This is a genomic window from Ensifer adhaerens, from assembly GCF_013283195.1.
Classification (GTDB): domain Bacteria; phylum Pseudomonadota; class Alphaproteobacteria; order Rhizobiales; family Rhizobiaceae; genus Ensifer; species Ensifer adhaerens_G.
Window position 1 is genome coordinate 46,964 of sequence record NZ_JABEKT010000001.1, and the last position, 20,716, is coordinate 67,679.

The window sequence follows — 20,716 nt, forward strand, 5'->3', positions numbered from 1 at the left end:
TCAGGCGACAGCCCGTGCCAGCGCACAGCGCGACCATAGCGAATGCAGCGCGCCGACCAGATGGTCGATGTCGGCATCCGAATGCAGCGGCGTCGGCGTAATGCGCAGGCGCTCGGTCTTCTTCGGCACCGTCGGATAGTTGATCGGCTGTACATAGACGCCGAAATGGTCGAGCAGCAGGTCGGAGATCCACTTGCACTTGGCGGCATCGCCGACCATGACCGGCACGATGTGGCTCGGATTCGGCATATGCGGAATGCCGCGCTGATCGAGCATCGAGCGCAACCGGCGCACGCGCTCCTGATGGGCGAAGCGTTCGACCTGGCTTTCCTTCAAGTGACGGATGGAGGCAAGCGCACCGGCGGCAAGCGTCGGCGGCAGCGCCGTGGTGAAGATGAAGCCTGATGCAAACGAGCGGATGAAATCGCAAAGCGCCGTCGAACCGGTGATATAGCCACCCATGACGCCGAAAGCCTTGCCCAGCGTGCCTTCGATGACAGTCAGGCGATGCATCAAACCTTCGCGCTCGGCAATGCCGCCGCCGCGCGGGCCGTACATGCCGACGGCGTGCACTTCGTCGAGATAGGTCATCGCGCCGTATTTGTCGGCGAGATCGCAGAATTCCTTGATCGGGGCAATGTCGCCATCCATCGAATAGACGGATTCAAACGCGATTATTTTTGGCGCGCGCGGATCGGCTGCAGCCAGCTTGGCTTCGAGGTCTGCTACCGAATTGTGCTTGAAGATGACGCGTTCGCACTTGGAATGACGGATCCCCTCGATCATCGAAGCGTGATTCCCGGCGTCCGAAAAGACGATGACACCGGGAATCTTCGAACAGAGCGTTCCGAGCGCTGCCCAGTTGGACACGTAACCCGAGGTGAACAGAAGCGCCGATTCCTTGCCATGCAGATCTGCGAGCTCGCGCTCGAGCAGCACATGGTAGTGGTTGGTGCCGGAAATGTTGCGGGTACCGCCGGCACCGGCGCCGCATTCGTCGATGGCGCGCTTCATCGCCTCAGTGACGATGGAATGCTGGCCCATGCCGAGATAGTCGTTGGAACACCAGACGGTGACTTCCTGGATGCCTTCAGCCGTGTGGCGCGCGGCCTTCGGGAAGTTGCCGCGATGGCGAGCGATATCAGCGAAAACCCGGTAGCGACCTTCCTGATGCAGCCCATCCAGCTCGGTTTTAAAGAAATTCTCGAAATCCATCATCTTCTCCAGTGCCCGGTCGCTTTTTTTGATTCAAAGCGATCGGGGGTCAACCCCGCAATGCGATGCGCCCGCCGCCTGCGGCAAAAGGCCTCTAGTTTTGAACCGTTCCAAAGAAAGCCTTAGCGCATGTAAATCCCTCCTAGCTTGATCGAAGTCAAGCTTGGACGAAAAAAGGGCGGCCAAAACCGCCCTTTTTGTCGCATCAGAACGGGTTCAATCCGCTCATGCCGCCGCGACCGCGCGTTTTGCCATCACCTTCACCAGATTGGCGCGATAGCTGGCATCCGCATGGATATCGGACAGCAGATCGGACGGATCCACCGTCACGCCGGCAAGCGCATCCGGCGACCACTGCGCCGAAAGTGCTGCCTCCATGCCCTTGTGCCGAAAGACACCGTTCGACCCGGCCCCCGTCACCGCGACGCGGACGTCGCCATTGTCCCGCCTAGCCACGAAGACACCGGTCATGGCGTAGCGTGAGGCCGGGTTGGCGAACTTCTGGTAAGCGGCCTTTGCCGGCGCTTCGAAAGTGACCGCCGTCACCAACTCGCCGTCTTCAAGCGCGGTCTCGAACAGCCCGGTGAAGAAGTCACCGGCGGCGATCTCCCGCCGGTCGGTGACAATGGTCGCATCGAGCGCCAGCATCGCCGAGGGGTAGTCCGCTGCCGGATCGTTGTTGGCGATCGAGCCGCCGATCGTGCCCATATGGCGCACATGCGGGTCGCCGATATGGCTGGCAAGCCCTGCGATCGCCGGACAGACGGCCGCAAGCTCGGCCGAGGACGCCACCTCGAAATGCGTCGTCGCCGCTCCGATCCTGACGGTTCTCCCGGACACCGTTATGCCCTTCATTTCAGAGATTTGCCGGACATCGACGAGGTCGGTCGGTGCGGCAAGCCGCTGCTTCATCGTCGGTATCAGCGTCATCCCGCCGGAGAGATATTTGCCCTCGCCTGCGGCCTGCCGGAGCTTGACGGCATCCTGGATGGAAGACGCCCGGTGATATTGGGTCTCGTACATGACGCGTCCTCCCGTTCAGTTGGCGGCGTGGGCGGCGGCCCACACCTTCTGCGGCGTCGCCGGCATCGTCAGCCGGTTATTGCCGATGGCATCGGTGATGGCGTTGATCAGCGCCGGCGGCGAGCCGATGGCGCCGGCCTCGCCACAGCCCTTGATCCCGAGCGGATTGTTCGGGCAGGGCGTGTTCGAGGTCGAGACCTTGAACGACGGCAGATCGTCGGCGCGCGGCATGGCGTAGTCCATGTAGCTCGCCGTCAGCAGTTGGCCGTTTTCCGGGTCGTAGTGAACGTTCTCGAGCAGCGCCTGGCCGATACCCTGCGCCAGCCCGCCATGCACCTGCCCCTCGACGATCATCGGGTTGATGATGTTGCCGAAATCATCGGCCGCAACGAACTGGATGATCTTCGTCACGCCGGTTTCCGGATCAACCTCGACTTCGCAGATGTAGCAGCCGGCCGGGAAGGTAAAGTTGGCCGGATCATAGAAGGCGCCCTCCTTCAGCCCCGGCTCCATGCCCGGCGGCAGGTTGTGGGCGGTATAGGCGGCGAGCGCCATCTGGAACCACGGCACCGTCTTGTCGGTACCAGCGACCTTCAGCTCACCGTTCTCGATGACGATGTCGCTTTCGTCCGCCTCCATCAGGTGGGCGGCGATCTTCTTCGCCTTGGCTTCGACCTTATCGAGCGCCTTGACCACCGCCGACATGCCGACGGCACCCGAGCGCGAGCCGTAGGTGCCCATGCCCATCTGCACCTTGTCGGTGTCTCCGTGCACGATGTTGACGCTGTCGATCGGCACGCCGAAACGATCAGCGACCAGCTGGGCGAAGGTGGTTTCATGCCCCTGCCCGTGGCTGTGCGAGCCGGTCAACACCTCGATCGTGCCGACGGCATTGACCCGGACCTCGGCCGATTCCCACAAGCCGACGCCGGCGCCGAGCGAGCCGACAGCCGCCGACGGCGCGATGCCGCAGGCCTCGATGTAGCAGCTCATGCCGATGCCGCGCTTCATGCCGCGTCCGGCTGCTTCCGCCTTGCGGGCAGCAAAGCCGTTCCAGTCGGCGGCCTTCATCGCCGCATCGAGCGAGGCATCGTAGTCGCCGGCGTCGTAGTTCATGATCACGGGCGTCTGGTGCGGGAAGGAGCGGATGAAATTGATCCGCCGCAGTTCCGCCGGCGAGACCCCGAGTTCGCGCGCCGCCGTCTCCATGGTGCGTTCCAGGAGATAGGTCGCTTCCGGCCGACCTGCGCCGCGATAGGCATCGACCGGGGCGGTGTTGGTGTAGACCGTGCGCACATTGGCGTGGATCGCCGGGATGTCGTACTGGCCTGAGAGCAGCGTCGCATAGAGATAGGTCGGCACCGCCGAGGAGAACAGCGACATGTAGGCGCCGAGATTGGCGACCGTGTCGACCTTCAGCCCAATGATCCGGTTGTTGGCGTCGAACGCCATCTTCACCTTCGAGAGGTGATCGCGGCCATGGGCGTCGGTCAGGAACGCTTCCGTCCGGTCGGACGTCCATTTCACCGGCACGCCGGTGCGCTTGGAGGCCCACAGACAGACGATCTCTTCGGGATAGATGTAGATCTTCGAGCCGAAGCCGCCGCCGACATCGGGCGCAATCACACGAAGCTTGTTTTCCGGGGCAACATTGTAGAACGCGCTCATCACCAGCCGCGCCACATGCGGGTTCTGGCTGGTCGTGTAGCAGGTGTAGTGCTCGTCGCCGCCGTCATAGATCCCGAGCGTCGCGCGCGGCTCCATCGGGTTCGGTGATAGGCGGTTGTTGTGGATGGTGATCTCGGTCACATGGGCCGCAGAGGCAATCGCCTTATCGGTCGCGGCGGGATCGCCGATCTGCCAGTCGAAGATCAGGTTGTTTGGCGCCTCCGGGTGCAGCTGCGGCTGGCCCTGTTCCAGCGCCTTTGTCGCGTCGGTGACGACGGGCAGTTCCTGGTAGTCGACGACGACGGCTTCCGCCGCATCCTTCGCCTCGGCGACGCTGTCGGCAACGACGATGGCGACTGCATCGCCGACATAACGCACCGTCTCGTGGGCAAGCGGCCGCCAGGCGCCCATCTTCATCGGCGATCCGTCCTTGGAATGGATCATCCAGCCGCAGATGAGATTGCCTATGCCGTCGGCGAGCAGCTGCTTGCCGTCGAGCACGCCGATCACCCCGGGCATGGCCTTGGCCGCAGTCGCGTCGATCGACCTGATTTTCGCATGCGCATAAGGGCTGCGCACAAAGATCGCATATTTCATGCCGGGCACCGACATGTCGTCCGTGTAACGTCCCTTGCCGGTCAGGAGCCTCTTATCTTCCTTGCGCGCCACCCGCGCGCCAATACCTTCAACGCCCATTGCCGATCTCCTCCCGAGATATCCAGCGAAACTCCTGCGGTGAAATGTGATCGCGGCGAGAAGTCATCGCCGCGGGCCGGATGTCATTCGGCAGCGACGCGGGCACCGCCCATTTCGGCTGCCGCCGCCAGGATCGACTTGACGATGTTGTGGTAGCCGGTGCACCGACAGATATTGCCTTCGAGCTCGGCGCGAACGGTCGCCTCGTCGAGCTGCCCGCCATGCCGGCGGATCATGTCGACGGCCGTCATCACCATGCCCGGAGTGCAGAAGCCGCATTGCAGGCCGTGATTGGCCTTGAAGGCCGCCTGCACCGGATGCAGCTCGCCGTTTGCGGCCAGGCCTTCGATGGTGGTGATGTCAGAGCCCGCCGCCTGCGCGGCGAGGGTGGAACAGCTCTTGACCGACTTTCCATCCATGTGGACGACACAGGCGCCGCATTGCGACGTGTCGCAGCCGACATGCGTGCCGGTCAGTCCAAGGTTCTCGCGAATGAAATGCACCAGCAGCGTTCGGTCATCGCACTGACCGCTCACCTGACGGCCGTTGACCGTCATTGTAATTTTCGCCATTTCGCTCCTCCGGGTGGGTCAATGCCAACACGAGCGCGGGAAGCCGGGTGATGATCTGTTCACGCGACTTCTGGAAACGCGCCAACTGCTATCGATGCCCTTCGCCTCGTGGCCCGCTCCTCCGCGTCCCCGTGGCTTGTCTGTATCATTGTCTTTTTTTGGAATGTCGCAACCGCCCGAAGGCCGGCCACGATAAAAAATTTCCGTGATGGTTGCGCTTGCCGGAATGAGGCCTTCATGTCCCGTTCAGGAACGATATCATTATGTTGGCGGCGAAGAGAATCCGCCGGACCTCCTGTAGACTTTCACAGCGGCCGGTTTATTTTCTGCAATTGCAAGTTCAGGTGGAGAAAGACAGCCGTCTTTTTGCCAATCACTCAAGGGACGGACGAGGCGACAGGCTGAGATCCGTAGAGATCGGAGAGAACAATGAAGAAAGCCATCGCACTTGTGCTGGTTGCCTTGTCGGTTGCGAGCTGCACCCAGACTGAAAAGGGTGCCGGCATCGGCGCCGTCTCGGGTGCGATCATCGGCGGCGCGATCACTGGCGACGTCCGTGGTGCAGCTGTCGGCGCTGCCATCGGTGGGGTCTCCGGCGCGGTCATCGGCAATGTCACCGAACAGCCGGGCCAGTGCTACTACCGCGACCGTTACGGCCGCCGCTACATCGACTCCTGCCCGCGCTAAGCCGCACGGACGGTCGATCGCATCGACAAGATGCCCTACGTCGAATGACCGTCAGGGCGTAACATCATCACCCCTCATGGTTCCCGCCATGAGGGGTTTTTCGTTTCTGCCCCTATCGTCGATCTGCAGACCATTTTCTCGCCCGGCAACCCATCAAACGTGCTGGCGCAGGAACCGGGTGGCCGGCGGCAACGCAATTCTGTCAGGTGCCTCGAAACACCATGTTCGAGGACCTCTCCATGCCCAAACCGCCTGCCGCCGCCCTACCCTCCGCGTTCAAACGCATCGGTTGGTCCAACCTTTTTGCCCAATTCTCCGAGCAAATCGCCTTGGCGGCAGCGCCGCTTGCCGCCGTCCTTCTGCTTTCGGCCGGCCCTGCCGAAACCGGCTGGCTGCAGATGGCCCAGACGCTGCCGTTTCTGCTGCTGTCCATTCCGGCTGGCCTGCTCGTCGATCGCGCCTCGCGGCGAACGCTCATGGTGCTTTCGGAAATGCTGCGCGCCCTGTCGCTGGTCGCCACCCTGGTTTTGATGGCAAGCGGCCTCCTCACGCTGCCACTTCTGGCGATCATGGGTTTCGTCGGGGCGATCGGAACGGTTTGCTACAATGTTGCCGCACCGGCACTGATCCCGGCGATCGTCCCACGCGCGCAGCTTGCCGATGCCAATCGTTGGCTGGAGCTTGCCCGCAGCCTCGCCTATTCCGGCGGGCCGGCGATCGGCGGGGCGATCGTCGCCTGGACCGGCGCGTCGCTTGCCTATGTCGCGGCGACCACGCTTTCCCTTCTCGCCGTCGTCCTGCTTGCCGGCCTCAGCGAACAGAAGCAGTCGGCGCGATCACGGCGCGATCTGCTTCATGACCTTGTTGAAGGCGCGCGTTTCCTTGCCGGCCATACGCTGCTGCGGCCAATCCTCGTGACCGCAATCGTCTTCAACACATCCTGGTTCGTGCTGCAGGCGGTCTATGTCGCCTATGCCGTCCGCACACTCGGATTGACGGCAACCGGTGTCGGCGTGACGCTCGGCATCTATGGAGCCGGCATGATGATCGGCGCCTATGCCGCCCCCGCCATTGCGCGCCGCATTCCGTTCGGCGTCATGATCGCGCTCGGTCCGCTTGGCGGTCTGCTCGCAGCCGTCGTCATGCTGCTGACGATCTGGTTCCCCCATGGCGCGCTTGCGGGATTGAGCTTCTTTCTGTTCGGTGCGGGACCGGTTCTCTGGTCGATCGCCACGTTGACGCTCCGGCAGGCCATCACCCCGAACGCGATGCTGGGTCGAGTTTCAGCCTTCATCACCACGGCGACATTCGGCGCAAGGCCGGTTGGCGCAGCGCTTGGCGCCATCGTCGCCACCCACTATGGCGTCGAGGCTTGCCTGGCGGTCGCAACAGTGGGTTTCTTCATCCAGTTTCTTGTCATCATCGCCTCGCAGGTTCCGAGGTTACGGGCGCTGCCTGAACCGGCTTGACCCTGTCGTGTTGCCTCGATGCGACCGTCCGATGCACGGCAAGCATCACCCGGTAGACGTCCACGGCAACCGCCGTCTCGACTACCGCGCCAGGTTTTTGTGCTGCGCTGACAACATTCCGGGTCTTTTTCAGCGAAATCGACCCGGAATCTGGGCCTCAGGGGTGGATGCCGAGCGCCGTCATCGTTAACAGATGGAAAACCTTAGGCATGCAATAGTGACCCCGCCGCATAGAAGGCAGTTTGTATTGGGTCGCCTTAAGACGGGATGCGGAAGCGAATGTCCCCACCACGGTCGAGTATTGCGTACTGGAAGGCAGCGACTGCGCTCGCAGTTGCCGCCTCGTGCGCGCTTGGCCCCATGTCCGCGAGCAAAGCCTACGCGTTCAAGATTTTCGGCATGAAGTTTTTCGAGGGCGACGAGGACGAGGCGCAGGTCATCGACCCCGTTAATTACACCCTCACCTTCGACCCAGGCACCGATGACAAGGAACTGAAAGAGGCGCTGGAGAACAGCTCGCAGCTGGTTCAGGGCCAGGAAAAACCGGTTTCCGGCGACCTTGGCCTTGCGATCCGCGCCCGCGACGACCGCGACCGCCTGCTGGCGGCACTCTACGAGAAGGCGCGCTACGGCGGCACCGTGGCGATCCAGATCAACGGCCAGAACCTTGACAGCCTGCCGCCCGATCCCTCCTTCCCCAACGGCCAGCCCGTACCCGTCACTGTGACCGTTAAACCGGGCCCGGTGTTTACGCTCGGTTCGGTCAAGTTCGATGGTGATGCCGCCGGCCTCAATCCCGCCGACTACGATCTCGTACCTGGCGCACGCGCAGATTCGACGCTGATCATCAGGGCCGGTGAAAAAGTCGTCAACGACCTGCGCGAACAGGGGCGGCCGTTTGCCAAACTGACCGAGCGCAGCGTCGTTGCCGACCATGCAGATTCGACAGTCGACGTGGTGATATCAGCGGAAGGTGGGCCGGTCGCACCGGTCGGCGAAGTCAGCGTTTCCGGAACCAAGACCGTCGATCCAGGCTTCGTGCGCGATTTTTCGCGGCTCAACGAAGGTCGGCCCTATTCGCCCGAGGACATCCGCAGAGCCTCCGAGCGGCTGCGCCAGCTCGGCGTGTTCTCGAGCGTTACCATCAAAGAAGCGGGCACCCTTTCGCCCGATGGCTCGATCCCGATGAAGATCGAGGTGTCGGAGGGCAAGCACCGTTTTTTCGGCTTCGGCGCCCAGGTCTCGACAACGGACGGCCTCGGACTTTCCGGTTATTGGGGACACCGCAATCTGTTCGGCCGAGCCGAATCGTTGCGTATCGAGGGCTCGATCGACCGTATCGGCGAGACCCAGGAGCTCGACAAGCTCGACTATTCCGCCGGCATCCTTTTTGCCAAGCCCGGCGCCTTCGGTCCAACCTCGACCTTCACCGCCAGCCTCAAGGCCAACATTCAGGATCCGGATGCCTATCGTGCCAAGATCCTGACCGGAGCGGCCGGGGCAACATTCGAACTGTCGCCGACCGATACTGTTTCTGGTGGCGGTGAGCTCAGCTGGGCGGATATCGACGACGCCTTCGGCTCCAACTCCTACCTGACGGCCGCCGTTCCGCTCGAATACGTGCGCGACACCCGCGACGACAAGCTGAACGCGACCGAAGGCTACCGTGCGCTGATCAACGCAAAGCCGAGCTACGAGATCAAGGGCCAGACCTTCTTCTCATCCTTCGAGGCAACCGCTTCGGGCTATCACGCTCTCGGTGACGAGAAGCGGTTCGTTCTGGCCGGCAAGATCGGCGCGGGCGTTCTGGTCGGCGGCGACGGCTTGGCCGACATTCCCGCCAACCGCCGCTTCTATCTCGGCGGCGGCGGCTCTGTGCGCGGCTATTCCTATCAGGAGATCAGCCCGCGCAATGCCAGCAACGACCTGACCGGCGGACGCTCCTATGTCAACGCTTCGGTGGAGGCACGCATCGCCATCACCGACACGATCGGCATCGTTCCCTTCATCGATGCCGGTACGGTATCGGCGAGCACCACGCCCGACTTCTCCGACATTCGCGCCGGCGCCGGCATCGGCCTTCGTTACCAGACGCCGTTCGGGCCGATCCGTCTCGATGTGGCCATGCCGCTCAACAAATATCCTGGCGGCACGACCTACGGCATCTATGCCGGTATCGGTCAGTCCTTCTGAATCCAGACGGTTTCGACCGATTTCCATGCGTGGGCGGTAAATTTAGCCCGATCGCCCGGAGTTTCCGCCGGCAAAGATTCCGCAGCGACGCAAGTTGCGTTATGGGTAGTTCATGAATCAGGTCGTCCGCTTTCTTCGCGCGACGCTGCGCTATGGCCTTTACGTGCTTGGCGCTCTCGCGGTCGCAGCCCTTCTCCTCGTCGCCTTCGTCGGCTTCACGACACCCGGCGCCCGCCTTGTCGCCTGGGCGATCGAAAAGTATGCGGCCACTCCCGACCAGATCGTGCGGATTTCCGACCCGAGCCCGCTGTTGACAGGGAAGTTCACCGCCGGCAGCGTGACGCTGTTCGATGGCGAGGGCATTTACGCGGAGGTTCGAGACCTCTCACTCAACTGGTCGCCCGCGGCCCTTCTCTCCTTCCGCTTCGACGCCGCGGCGCTCTCGGCCGGCTCCATCCGCGTCGAGCGCCTGCCTGTGCCTTCGACGGAAACCAAGGAAGTGCGCTCGACCTTCGCGCTGCCGGTCGACGTCAAGATCGATGCGATCGACCTCAGGGAAATTGTCATCGGCAAGGCGATCGCCGGCGAGGACCAGTTCCTGACGGCCAGCGGCAAGGTGAATGCCACCAACGAGAGCATCGCACTCGCGATAACCGCGGCGCAGCGCGATCGGCCGGACGCCCGCGCCGTGGCCGACATCGTGTTCAATCCGGCCGGCAACGAGCTGAAACTGGAAGCAACGGTCAACGAGCCCGCCAACGGCGTTCTGGCCAAGCTCCTGCGTCTGCCGAACGAACCCGCCGTCAACATAACGGTCACAGGCGAGGGCCCCCTTTCGGACTGGGCCGGGACTGGAACGGCGGCGCTCGACGGCACCGAGATCCTCAAGCTCGATGGTCGCCACGTGCAGACGACCGACGGCATGCACACGCTGACGCTCGCCGGTGGCGGCGGCTTCGGTTCGCTGATGCCGCCGGCGCTTCGGCCAATGTTCGAGGGCAGCACCAGCATCGATCTTGCCACCGCCTTCGACGGCAAGGGAATGGTGCGCGTCGACAAGGGCACCATCTCGACCGGCGCGCTCGCACTTAGCGCGTCGGGCACGTTCAACAGCAAGGGCGACAACAATCTGCAGGCCAACCTTGCCGGCACCAACGGCGCGATCGATTTCCGCTGGCCGCTGGAAAAGGGCGAAGCCCGCGCGCTGATCAACACCGTCAACCTGTCGCTGATCGGCGACGCGCAGTCGGCAATCCTTGACATCGCCGCCGATGTCGCCTCCGTCGCACTGCCGGAGGTGGCGCTCAGCGCGGTCAAGCTTTCTGCTCAAAGCGACGGCTTCAACCTCGCGACCCAGACGGGCCCGATCAAGACGACCGTCGAGGTCGGCCAGGCGGGCTTCGACAATGCCGATCTCGCACGACTGGTCCAGGCGCCGATGAAGATCGTCGGTGACATCGCTGTTGCCACGGACAGCATCGCCTTCAATCCGGTGACGATCGAAAGCCCCGGCGTCGGCGGTACGGTCGAGGGCGCCTTCTCCCGTGAAACCAACACGGTCGCTGCCACCTTCAAGCTCTTCACGGTGCCAAGCGCCCTGCCGCCGGCAGCCGCAGCGAAGTTCGACGGCACGATCGCGATTGCGGGCAGTCTCACGACCGGTGCCGACGGCAGCGTCACGGTCGAAAACATCGACCTGAAATCCGGGACCATCGAAGCCACAGGCTCCGTGGCGCTCGCCGGTGGCAACCTGACCGCGGACCTCAAGGGCGCCCTGCCGGATCTCGGCAAGCTGCTCGCCGATGCCAAGGGCAAGGCCGACTTCACCGCCGCCGTAACCGGACCGCTTTCCGAACTCGGCATCAAGGCGGAACTGACCTCGAGCGGCGCGACACTCGCCGGTCGCACGCTGAGCGACCTGACGATCAAGGCCGACGCCACCGCGAACCAGAGCAGCCCGCAGGCCAAGCTGACCGCAACCGGTGCGCTCGACGGCCAGCCGATCGACGTACGCGCCGACGTCGTATCGAAGGACGGTCGCACATCGATCCCGGTGCTAGAAGCCAGGATCGGTGAGAACACGCTCAACGGCGCCATCAGCTTCACGCCGGATTTCAAGCCGGATGGCACCGTCGAGTTCAAGCTTCCGGATCTCGGATTGCTTGCCGCCATGGCGGGCCAGAAGGCGTCCGGCGATCTCTCCGGATCGGCCGCGATCAAGACGACCAACGGCATCACCTCCATCGTGCTCAAGGCCGGCGGCAGCGGCATCAAGCGCAACGATCTGACGATCGCCAAGCCGACGGCCGACATCACCATTGCCGATCTCTCGGCGCTGGCGATCAGAGGTAGTGTGCGGGCGGAGACGATTGCGCAAGGGCCCAACCGGGTTTCCGACTTGAGCCTCAATTTCACTCAAGAAGCGGGCAAGACCGGCTTTGCCATCGACGGCAGATATGACGGCGGACCGCTGACGGCCAAGGGCGATCTGACGAGTTCGAACGGCCGCACGGAAATCCGTCTTTCCTCCTTCGGCGCAACGCCGAGGCAGATTGCCCTGAAGCTCGCGGCACCGACCGTGATTGCGATCGAGAAGGGTACCGTGCGCCTGAATGCTCTGACGGTCCAGGCATCGAGGGGCACGATCGCGGTCAGCGGCACCGCCGGCGAAAGGCTCGATATCACCGCGAAGCTCAACGCCCTGCCGGCGGCCCTTGTGAACGCCTTTGCACCAAATCTCGGCGCGGAAGGCACGATCGCCGGCACCGTCGACGTCGACGGAACGGCAGCAGCGCCGGTCGTCGCCTATAACCTGAGATGGTCAGGCGCTTCGCTGGCCGCAGCGCGCAGCGCAGGGGTCGGCGCCTTCGATATTTCGGCCGACGGCAGGTTCGTCAACAATCGCGTGACGCTCGACACCACGCTGTCAGGCGCCGGCGGTCTCTCCTTCAGGGGCGGCGGCAATGTCGACATCGGCGGCAACATGCCGATATCAATGAGGTTCAACGGCAACGTACCCTTCGCGCTCATTGCCAACCTGATGGCCGAACAGGGCTTCACGCTGACCGGCCAGGCCACCGTCGATCTCACGATATCAGGTTCGGCCAGGGCGCCGCAGATCGCCGGCACGATCGCCACGTCGGGCGGACGCCTCGTCGACGTCCGGCGCAACCTTGCACTCAACAACCTGACGGCCAACGTGGCGCTCGACGGCAGGCAGGCAACGATCTCCAGGCTTTCCGCCAACCTTGCAAGCGGCGGTTCGGTCGAGGTCACCGGTACAGTCGGCACCGTTGCCGGCTCCGGCTTCCCGGCCAACCTGACGATCCGGCTCAACAACGCCAGCTATGTCGACGGCACGCTGTTCAACGCCCAGCTCGCCGGCGAGATGACCTTGACGGGTCCACTGGTCGCCACGCCGACGCTCGGCGGCAGGGTAACGATCCGCAGGGCGGCGATCACCATTCCGGAGAAACTGCCGACCTCGCTCTCGGCCATCGACATCAAGCACAGGAATGCTCCGCCCAAGGTGAAGCAGATGGCAAGGGACCTGCGCAGGGACGAGCGGCCGGCAGGCGCCAATGCCAGCGGCGTCATTGCCTTCAACCTTGGCGTCACCGCCAACCAGGTCTTCGTGCGCGGCCGCGGCATCGATGCCGAACTCGGAGGCGATCTGACCATCCGCGGGACAGCCGTGCAGCCGACGATATCTGGCGGTTTCGAGATGCGCCGCGGCCGCCTCGAAATTCTCGGCAAGCGCCTGACCTTTACCGACGGCACCATCGGCTTTGGTGGCGACCTGATTCCGACGCTCGATCTCAAGGCGACCTCGACCTCCGGCGCGACGACCATCACCGTCAATGTCGCCGGTCTTGCCAACAACCCGCAGATCACCTTCTCGTCCTCACCCGCCCTGCCCCAGGATGAAATATTGGCGCAGCTGATCTTCAACCGCTCGCTGTCCAATCTCTCGGCCTTCCAGATCGCTCAGCTTGCCTCCGCCGTCAGCCAGCTGGCAGGTGGCGGTTCGACCTCCTTGCTCGACGGTCTGCGCAACAAGCTCGGCGTCGACGATCTTGACGTCACTACCGACGAGAACGGCGGCGCCTCGGTCAGGGCCGGCAAATATCTCAACGACCGCACCTACATTGAACTGCAGCAGGGTTCGGACTCAGGCTCCAGCAAGGCTGTGATCAATCTCGATGTTGGCAAGGGCGTCAAGCTCAAGGGCTCCGCCGCCGGCGACGGCTCGGCATCAGGCGGTATCTTCTTCGAAAAGGAATACTGAGGCGGCACGTCACCGACGCCGCCTCGGCTGTAGCTGCGCCTGCTTTCACCACCAATGAACAAACCCGCGGTTCGCTATCGATCCGCGGGTTTGTTCATTGGTGCCGTTCGTCATCGGAAGGCGATGCTGTCGTCGAGCGTCAGAGCCCGGGGCGAAAGTAGATACCGCTGAGCTTGCCATCGGGGGCGAGCGTCAGGCCGCATTCGAGCGTTCCTTTTTCGAACCGCACATCATAGACGTCGGACCCCTCCTGCAGCACACCCTTGAACGCGACGCTCCGCAACGTCCCCAGACGGTCGAGTTCTGCCTTGACGATCGGTGCCTGTTCACGCGCCGCTGCCGCAAGTGCTGGCAGCATTGCGTCGTAATCGGGCTCGCCGCGCTGATGCTCGGCAATGACGCGGCGAAGCAATGCCTCGCTGTTGGGAAACGGGATCTTATCCTTCACCCTTTTCTCCAGGTCGTCGGCAACAGCGCGCGCCCTTCTCTCGTCGATGCGCTTCGCCGTCTGCTCGTAACCGCCTTGATGCAGGACCACGCCTTCCACGTCACCCCGGTCGTTACGGGTGAAGGAAAGTTGCGCCTGGACGACCCGGTAGAAAAACAGGTCGTCCGCTTCGGGATAGATCTCGATCGCGCTCTGTCCGGTCAGTTGAGCCAACAGCCCGCCGTCGCGCCGGGTGATGCTAAGCACGTCGCCGGTCTCGAACTGAAAGTCGCCGACAACGGAGCCGTGTTTTTCGGGCTCGAAGCGAACTTCCGTCCGCGGCCGTGCCTGCTCGTAGCGCCGCCATGCGACGGTGTCGGGCGATAGGTCGGTCATCCTGGTCTCCTTGGCAAGCGTGATGAGTTCGCTGATCGAGACCGCCTGGCCGCTCGAGATCTTCTTGAGCGCAGCGCCGACCAGCGACAGGCTGTGCTCGACCCGGTCGCGCAGATCGACGAGCGCGGATTGCTGGATCCTCAGCGTCTGGCCGAGATCCGGCGTGGTGCCGGCAAGCAGAATGGTGATCCGGGTCAGGCTGAGGCCGAGACGCTTCAGGGCGAGGATCTCGGTCAACCGTGCAATCTCCGCACCGCCATAGAGCCGCCAGTTCTTTTCCGTCCGGCGCGGCGCGATCAGACCGCGGTCTTCATAGACGCGCAGCGCCCTGACCGTCAGGCCGAGACGTTCGGCGCATTCGGCCGCGGTCAAAAGGTGGTCACGGTTTCGCTTGTCGCTCATGAAAGCCTCCTGCAATCGTCTTCTAAGGTATGACCTTAGGTTCGGCTCAAGCGGTATTTTGTGCGGGTTGCATCGAGATTGCGGCAAGAATGAACGCATTCCGACCCGGCCGACATGGATTTTGCACAATCCCGTCCCTACATGCCCTCCCGCCACCGTTGCATGTTTTCATGCCTTGAGCCCAATCGGGTTTAGCGTTGAAAACATGCACAGTTTCACGATGCTACGAAGACCTCCGTACGTCCGAGAGGACGCGCAGAGCTCTCCTCTGTATTTTCAGCACAACGCATGATTTCAGGTGTTTCTTGTCTTTTCAGCTTCCCGATATCGATCTTCCGCCAGGTTTCGCACCGCTGCTCAACGGCTATTCCTGGCGAATGGACAGCCTTGGCCAGTCGGCATCGAGCGTCTTCCTGTTCGACGCCGAAGCTCGCCCTCCTCTGGTTCTGAAGGTCGAGCAGTCCAGTCCCTTCGACGAGCTCGTCGACGAGGCTTCGCGGCTCGAATGGCTGGGCAAGCAGGGCATGCCTTGTCCGCGCGTCATCGCCCGCGAGGTGTACGCAGACCGGAACTGGCTGCTGATGGAGGCGGTCGATGGCGTCGACCTCGCCTCGAGCACCCTTGCTGCGTCAGAACAGGTCGTCCTGCTTGCCGAAGCTGTGCGTCGCATGCATGCGCTTGACGCCGAAGCGTGCCCCTTCGATCACCGGGTCGGCGCACGCATCGCGATCGCCAGGCTGCGCGCCGAGGCGGACCTGGTCGATGTGACCGATTTCGATGAGGCGCGGCTTGGCAAGACCGCTGAAGAATTGTTCGTCGAGCTTCAGGCCAAAATCCCGCAGGAAGGAAAACTGGTCGTCACCCATGGCGACGCCTGCCTGCCAAACGTCATCGCCCGGGACGGTCGCTTCGCCGGCTTCATCGACTGCAGTCGTCTGGGCGTTGCCGATCCCTATCAGGATCTTGCGCTCACCTGCCGCAGCATTGCTCATAATCTCGGGGAAGAATGGGTCCAGCCGTTTCTCGATCTTTACGGCGTCCGTCGCGCCGATCCCGAGAAACTCGACTTCTATTGCCTTCTCGACGAGTTCTTCTGAACGCACCGAAAACAAACGCGGCATGGCCCGCGCCGCCTATGCGGCGTCGCGGGCCTCAACGTTCAGGTCGACGATATCGGCATCTGCGAGGTCGACGTCCTCAAGGGCGTTGAACAGCGCCCAGATATGGCCGAACGGATCGATGAAAGCGCCGACTCGGTCGCCGGTCGACAGCGTCTCGGCCGGGTTCCTGAGTGCAGCCCCCGCCCCGATCGCCCGCCCGATGACCCGGTCGACGTCCTTCACATGCAGTTCGAGAATGACTGCCGTGGTCCCAAGCGCGTGCGGCGACCTTGGCCCGCCAAGCTTCGGCTCGGCGTCACGGCGCGGATTGGCACCGGCAATCCGGAAGACGGATTCGCCGATCCTGAGATCGGCACTTGTCAGGATGCCGCTCGGCCACTCGTGGCGCTGTATCAGTTCGGCGCCCAGCACATCGCGATAAAAGGCAATGGCGCGGTCCTCATCGCCATGCCTGACAAAAAGCTTCACACAGATCTGCCGATCGGCCAGCCTGCCGCCATTGATGACCATGACATCCTCCAATCTCGGGTGAGGCGCACATCATATATAAACATGAGAACAAAGCAAGAACAATTGACTCGCGGCGATGCTTTTCGCATGCCGCCTGGCGTGCCCAAAACGGCTAGAATGCACCCGTCAGCTTGCTCGTTTTCAACAGGATGTTGGTTTCCGTCACGGTGATGCCGTCGATCAGCCGGATCCGTCTCAAGGTCTCGTCGAACGACACCAGGTCCCGATCCTCGAGTTCGGCGATGAAGTCCCAGCGGCCGTTGGTGCTGTGCAGCGCCCTGACCTGCGGCAGGCCGCGCAACTGCTCGGCGACCCGGTCGGCCATCTTGCCGTGGACCTCGATCATCACCACGGCGCGCACCCCGGAGGCCGGGATTTCGGATCCGGTGCGGATGGTGAAGGCAGCGATCGTTCCATTGGCAACCAGCCGGTCGATGCGGGCTGCAACGGTTGCGCGCGACACGCCGGTGCGCGCCGAAAGCGTCGAAACCGGCAAGCGCGCATTCTGTCGCAAGGCGCTGATCAGCGCCTGATCGAGGTCGTCCATAGCTCTCACTTTGTAAAATCGGACTTGGCAATATGCCAATCTTATCCTTCTATTCGACAGTTTTCCATCTTTTTGCTGTCACGCATTTTGACGATAATCCGCGCAACTCACGGGAATCACCAGGAAGGAACGGGCTGATATGACCACCATCACGCTGATCGGCGCACCCATCGAAGAAGGTTCTGGACGACGCGGCGCGGCCATGGGCCCAACGGCGCTTCGCATTGCCGGTATCGACACCGTTCTGCGCGACCTCGGTCACACGGTCTACGACGAGGGCGACGTCAAGCCGCTGCCGGCGCGCGACCTCGCCAATCATGCAGGCGCCAACAACCTGCAGATCGTCGCCGCCTTCGCCCGCGCTCTGCACGATTCCGTCCACGACACCGTTCGCAAGGGCCATTTCCCGATCATTCTGGGTGGCGACCACGCGCTTTCGATGGGCAGCGTTTCCGGCATGGCGCGTTACGCCGCCGAAGTCGGCCGCCCGCTGTTCGTGCTTTGGCTCGATGCCCATGCCGACTTCAACTCTCCGGCAACGTCGCCGTCCGGTAACATGCACGGCATGCCGGTCGCCTTCTTCTGCGGCCAGGCAGAATTCACCCCGATCCTGCCGGCGGACAGGCCGATGGTCGATCCGACCAAGGTCTTCCAGGTCGGCATCCGCTCGGTCGATGATCGCGAACGCGAAGAGATCGCCGAACACGGCGTGCGCGTCTACGACATGCGCGCGGTCGACGAACTCGGCATGGCGCACATCATGCGTCATATCCTCGATGAAGTCCGCTCGGCCAACGGCCTCCTGCATGTCAGCCTCGACGTCGACTTCATGGATCCCGAGCTTGCACCGGGTGTCGGCACTACCGTTCCCGGCGGCGCCACCTTCCGCGAAGCCCACCTGATCATGGAAATGCTCTGGGAAAGCGATCTCGTCTCCTCCCTCGACGTCGTCGAACTCAACCCCTTCCTCGACGATCGCGGCAAGAGCGCGCGTGTCCTGGTCGAGCTGACCGCGAGCCTTTTCGGCCGCCGCGTCCTTGACCGCCCGACCCGCAGCGCCTGAGCCCCTGCAGAATTCCTTGAAACGAAATGGTTTCAAGGAAAAATCATGCAGAAAATCAAAGTGCTACGGCGACCTTTGCGCGTCCGATCAGACGCGCGGCGCTGTAGAAAAATAACGGAGGACGACGGATGAACACCACGGCAGACCTGATCGAAACCGAATACCGGCTCGGCGCACACAACTACAAGCCGCTCGACGTCGTGCTTTCGCGCGGCGAAGGCGTCTATGTCTGGGACATGGAAGGCAATCGCTACCTCGACTGCCTCTCGGCCTACTCCGCCGTCAACCAGGGCCACTGCCATCCGAAGATTTTCCAGGCGATGATGGAGCAGGCGCAGAAGCTGACGCTGACCTCGCGCGCCTTCCGCAACGATCAGCTCGCGCATTTCTATGAAGAGATCGCAGCGCTCACCGGCTCGCACAAGGTGCTGCCGATGAACTCGGGCGCCGAAGCCGTCGAGACCGCCGTCAAGGCCGTGCGCAAGTGGGGCTACGAGGTCAAGGGTGTGGCCGAAAACAAGGCCGAGATCATCGTCTGCTCCAACAATTTCCATGGCCGCACCATGGGTATCGTCGGGTTTTCGACCGACCCGGACGCGCGCACCGGCTTCGGCCCGTTCGCGCCCGGCTTCAAGGTCGTGCCCTTCGGGGACATCGACGCCTTCCGCGCTGCAATCACCGAGAACACCGTCGCCTTCCTGGTCGAGCCGATCCAGGGCGAAGCCGGCGTGCTGGTCCCGACGCCCGGCTACTTCCCGGCGGTACGCGAGCTCTGCACCAGGCATGGCATCACGCTGATCCTCGACGAGATCCAGACTGGCCTCGGCCGCACCGGCAAGCTGCTTGCCGAAGAACATGAGGGCATCGAGGCCGACGTGACGCTGATCGGCAAGGCGCTTTCGGGCGGCTTCTATCCGGTCTCGGCCGTGCTTTCAAACTCGGAAGTGCTCGGCGTCTTGAAGCCCGGCCAGCATGGCTCGACTTTCGGCGGCAATCCGCTCGCCTGCGCCATTGCCCGCGCGGCGCTCAAGGCGCTCACCGAGGAAGGCATGATCGAGAACTCGGCGCGCATGGGCGACCGCTTCCAGAAGGGTCTGACCGACATCCGGTCGAACATCATCAAGGAAGTGCGCGGCCGCGGCCTGATGCTGGCGGTCGAGCTGGTGCCGGAAGCGGGTGGCGCCCGCAAGTACTGCGAAGCGCTGAAGCAACTCGGCATCCTTGCCAAGGACACCCATGGCGACACGATCCGTATCGCGCCGCCGCTGGTGATCACCGCCGAGCAGGTCGATTGGGCCGTCGAACAGTTCGCAACGGTCCTCGCCTCGGCCTGATCCCTTCCTACCGAATTCGCTTTTCCTTGCGCCCCGGCATCGACCGGGGCGCAATGTCTTTAAGCACTTGCAAAAGCAAGTCTTAACGAATCCCGGCCTATAGTCCCTTCCCAAAGCGCAAAGCGGTTCCTCCGCGCATGATGCAGCTGCGCCCCGCCGGATGTCGTCGGCGGACTTTTGAAAACGCTCCCCATCGGCTCAATGGCCGCGCCAGCCGCGACCGCACCGCACGGAGATGTAACGAGTTTGGCGGTGTCGCGCCTTAAGGCGTCGACCGGAAAGCTGGAAGGACCTTCGATGACAAGCACACTCAGGACGGCTGGTTTCGACGGCGAAACGCTGGAAATCATCGCGTTCCGCCTCCACGATCAGGAATTCTGCGTCAAGACCACCACGATCCGCGAGATCCGTGGCTGGGCCCCCTCGACCCCGATCCCGCATTCGCCGCCTGAGGTCATCGGCGTGATGAACCTGCGCGGCACCGTGATCCCGATCATCGACCTTGCCCACAAGCTCGGCATGAAATCGACCACGGCCAATGAGCGCAGCGCCATCGTCGTTGCGGAAGTCCACAACATGGTGATCGGCCTGGTGGTCGACCGCGTTTCCGACATCCTCACCGTCCAGGGCAACCAGGTGCAACCGGTTCCCGAAGTTACCGCCTCCTTCGACAAGAGCTTTGCCGAGGGCATCATCGCCAACGAGAACGGCATGATCTGCTTCCTCAACCTCGCCCGCATGTTCAAGGAACGCGAAGTCGAGGAAATGGCCGCCTAAGCAACAGGCAGGTCACCGTATCGGAGCCGCTTTGCCGCTGGGCAAGGCGGCTTTTTTTGTCCGCTTGGTCCGACTTCAAAGTCGCCGCGGGCGATTCGTAAACGATAAGTTGCTAATTCAACCCAGAAATAGTATGCGAATTTTCACAACTAAAAACTGATAATTGCTATTTTAACATCTACTTAATAACCATAATACTAACGTAGATTGCATCAGCAAGACGTCATGGGCATGAACGCCCACGAGTTCGAACTCCCCTCGCAGCAAGAAAACGCTGACCCTGATTGGGCCGGCGGACGACGGACCAGACAATTTTCGGCATGCCGGC

14 protein-coding genes and 1 pseudogene are annotated in these 20,716 nt (G+C 62.8%); 8 read left to right on the forward strand and 7 right to left on the reverse strand.

Going from position 1 to position 20,716, the window contains the following annotated elements; genetic code table 11:
* From hemA to LPJGGPFB_RS00240, 4 genes are all read right to left on the reverse strand, one after another.
* Positions 1-1,215: a 5-aminolevulinate synthase gene (hemA, locus tag LPJGGPFB_RS00225; RefSeq protein WP_173418205.1), complete on the reverse strand. Its 1,215-nt coding sequence runs from the start codon at positions 1,213-1,215 to the stop codon at positions 1-3.
* A 225-nt stretch (positions 1,216-1,440) separates the two neighbouring features.
* Positions 1,441-2,238: an FAD binding domain-containing protein gene (locus LPJGGPFB_RS00230; protein WP_173418206.1), complete on the reverse strand. Its 798-nt coding sequence runs from the start codon at positions 2,236-2,238 to the stop codon at positions 1,441-1,443.
* A gap of 15 nt (positions 2,239-2,253) precedes the next feature.
* Positions 2,254-4,602, reverse strand: a complete 2,349-nt coding sequence (locus tag LPJGGPFB_RS00235) for a xanthine dehydrogenase family protein molybdopterin-binding subunit (RefSeq protein ID WP_173418207.1) — start codon at positions 4,600-4,602, stop codon at positions 2,254-2,256.
* A gap of 83 nt (positions 4,603-4,685) precedes the next feature.
* Positions 4,686-5,174, reverse strand: a complete 489-nt coding sequence (locus tag LPJGGPFB_RS00240; protein WP_173418208.1) for a (2Fe-2S)-binding protein — start codon at positions 5,172-5,174, stop codon at positions 4,686-4,688.
* Between the two features lie 429 nt (positions 5,175-5,603).
* On the opposite strand from LPJGGPFB_RS00240, the gene LPJGGPFB_RS00245 reads away from it, so the two are divergent.
* The 4 genes and pseudogenes from LPJGGPFB_RS00245 to LPJGGPFB_RS00260 form a co-directional block, all read left to right on the forward strand.
* A complete protein-coding gene (locus LPJGGPFB_RS00245) occupies positions 5,604-5,861 on the forward strand; it encodes a YMGG-like glycine zipper-containing protein (protein WP_065780791.1) in 258 nt (85 codons plus the stop codon).
* Between the two features lie 239 nt (positions 5,862-6,100).
* Positions 6,101-7,330: an MFS transporter gene (locus LPJGGPFB_RS00250; protein ID WP_173418209.1), complete on the forward strand. Its 1,230-nt coding sequence runs from the start codon at positions 6,101-6,103 to the stop codon at positions 7,328-7,330.
* Positions 7,331-7,609: 279 nt separating this feature from the next.
* Positions 7,610-9,523 carry an autotransporter assembly complex protein TamA gene (locus tag LPJGGPFB_RS00255; RefSeq protein WP_173418210.1) on the forward strand — a complete coding sequence of 638 codons (1,914 nt, stop codon included), beginning with the start codon at positions 7,610-7,612 and terminating at the stop codon, positions 9,521-9,523.
* Positions 9,524-10,973: 1,450 nt separating this feature from the next.
* Positions 10,974-13,811 (forward strand): annotated as a pseudogene (locus tag LPJGGPFB_RS00260) (translocation/assembly module TamB domain-containing protein); the annotation flags it as partial.
* A 139-nt stretch (positions 13,812-13,950) separates the two neighbouring features.
* Here the strand turns inward: LPJGGPFB_RS00260 and LPJGGPFB_RS00265 are convergent.
* The gene (locus tag LPJGGPFB_RS00265) at positions 13,951-15,036 is read right to left on the reverse strand and encodes a MerR family transcriptional regulator (protein ID WP_173418212.1); all 1,086 of its coding nucleotides are present in this window, start codon (positions 15,034-15,036) and stop codon (positions 13,951-13,953) included.
* A gap of 305 nt (positions 15,037-15,341) precedes the next feature.
* On the opposite strand from LPJGGPFB_RS00265, the gene LPJGGPFB_RS00270 reads away from it, so the two are divergent.
* The gene (locus tag LPJGGPFB_RS00270) at positions 15,342-16,133 is read left to right on the forward strand and encodes an APH(3') family aminoglycoside O-phosphotransferase (RefSeq protein WP_173418213.1); all 792 of its coding nucleotides are present in this window, start codon (positions 15,342-15,344) and stop codon (positions 16,131-16,133) included.
* Between the two features lie 36 nt (positions 16,134-16,169).
* Here the strand turns inward: LPJGGPFB_RS00270 and LPJGGPFB_RS00275 are convergent, their stop codons facing one another.
* Together LPJGGPFB_RS00275 and LPJGGPFB_RS00280 are read right to left on the reverse strand one after the other, a co-directional pair.
* Positions 16,170-16,667 (reverse strand): VOC family protein, encoded by a 498-nt coding sequence (locus LPJGGPFB_RS00275; protein ID WP_173418214.1) that lies wholly within the window; start codon positions 16,665-16,667, stop codon positions 16,170-16,172.
* Between the two features lie 112 nt (positions 16,668-16,779).
* The gene (locus tag LPJGGPFB_RS00280; protein WP_065780784.1) at positions 16,780-17,214 is read right to left on the reverse strand and encodes an Lrp/AsnC family transcriptional regulator; all 435 of its coding nucleotides are present in this window, start codon (positions 17,212-17,214) and stop codon (positions 16,780-16,782) included.
* A 139-nt stretch (positions 17,215-17,353) separates the two neighbouring features.
* On the opposite strand from LPJGGPFB_RS00280, the gene rocF reads away from it, so the two are divergent.
* From rocF to LPJGGPFB_RS00295, 3 genes are all read left to right on the forward strand, one after another.
* On the forward strand, positions 17,354-18,277 hold the full coding sequence (gene rocF, locus LPJGGPFB_RS00285) for an arginase (RefSeq protein WP_173418215.1): 924 nt from the start codon (positions 17,354-17,356) through the stop codon (positions 18,275-18,277).
* A 128-nt stretch (positions 18,278-18,405) separates the two neighbouring features.
* Positions 18,406-19,611 carry an ornithine--oxo-acid transaminase gene (gene rocD / locus LPJGGPFB_RS00290; RefSeq protein ID WP_173418216.1) on the forward strand — a complete coding sequence of 402 codons (1,206 nt, stop codon included), beginning with the start codon at positions 18,406-18,408 and terminating at the stop codon, positions 19,609-19,611.
* A gap of 297 nt (positions 19,612-19,908) precedes the next feature.
* The gene (locus LPJGGPFB_RS00295; RefSeq protein WP_025425030.1) at positions 19,909-20,388 is read left to right on the forward strand and encodes a chemotaxis protein CheW; all 480 of its coding nucleotides are present in this window, start codon (positions 19,909-19,911) and stop codon (positions 20,386-20,388) included.
* The last annotated feature ends 328 nt before the right edge of the window (positions 20,389-20,716 follow it).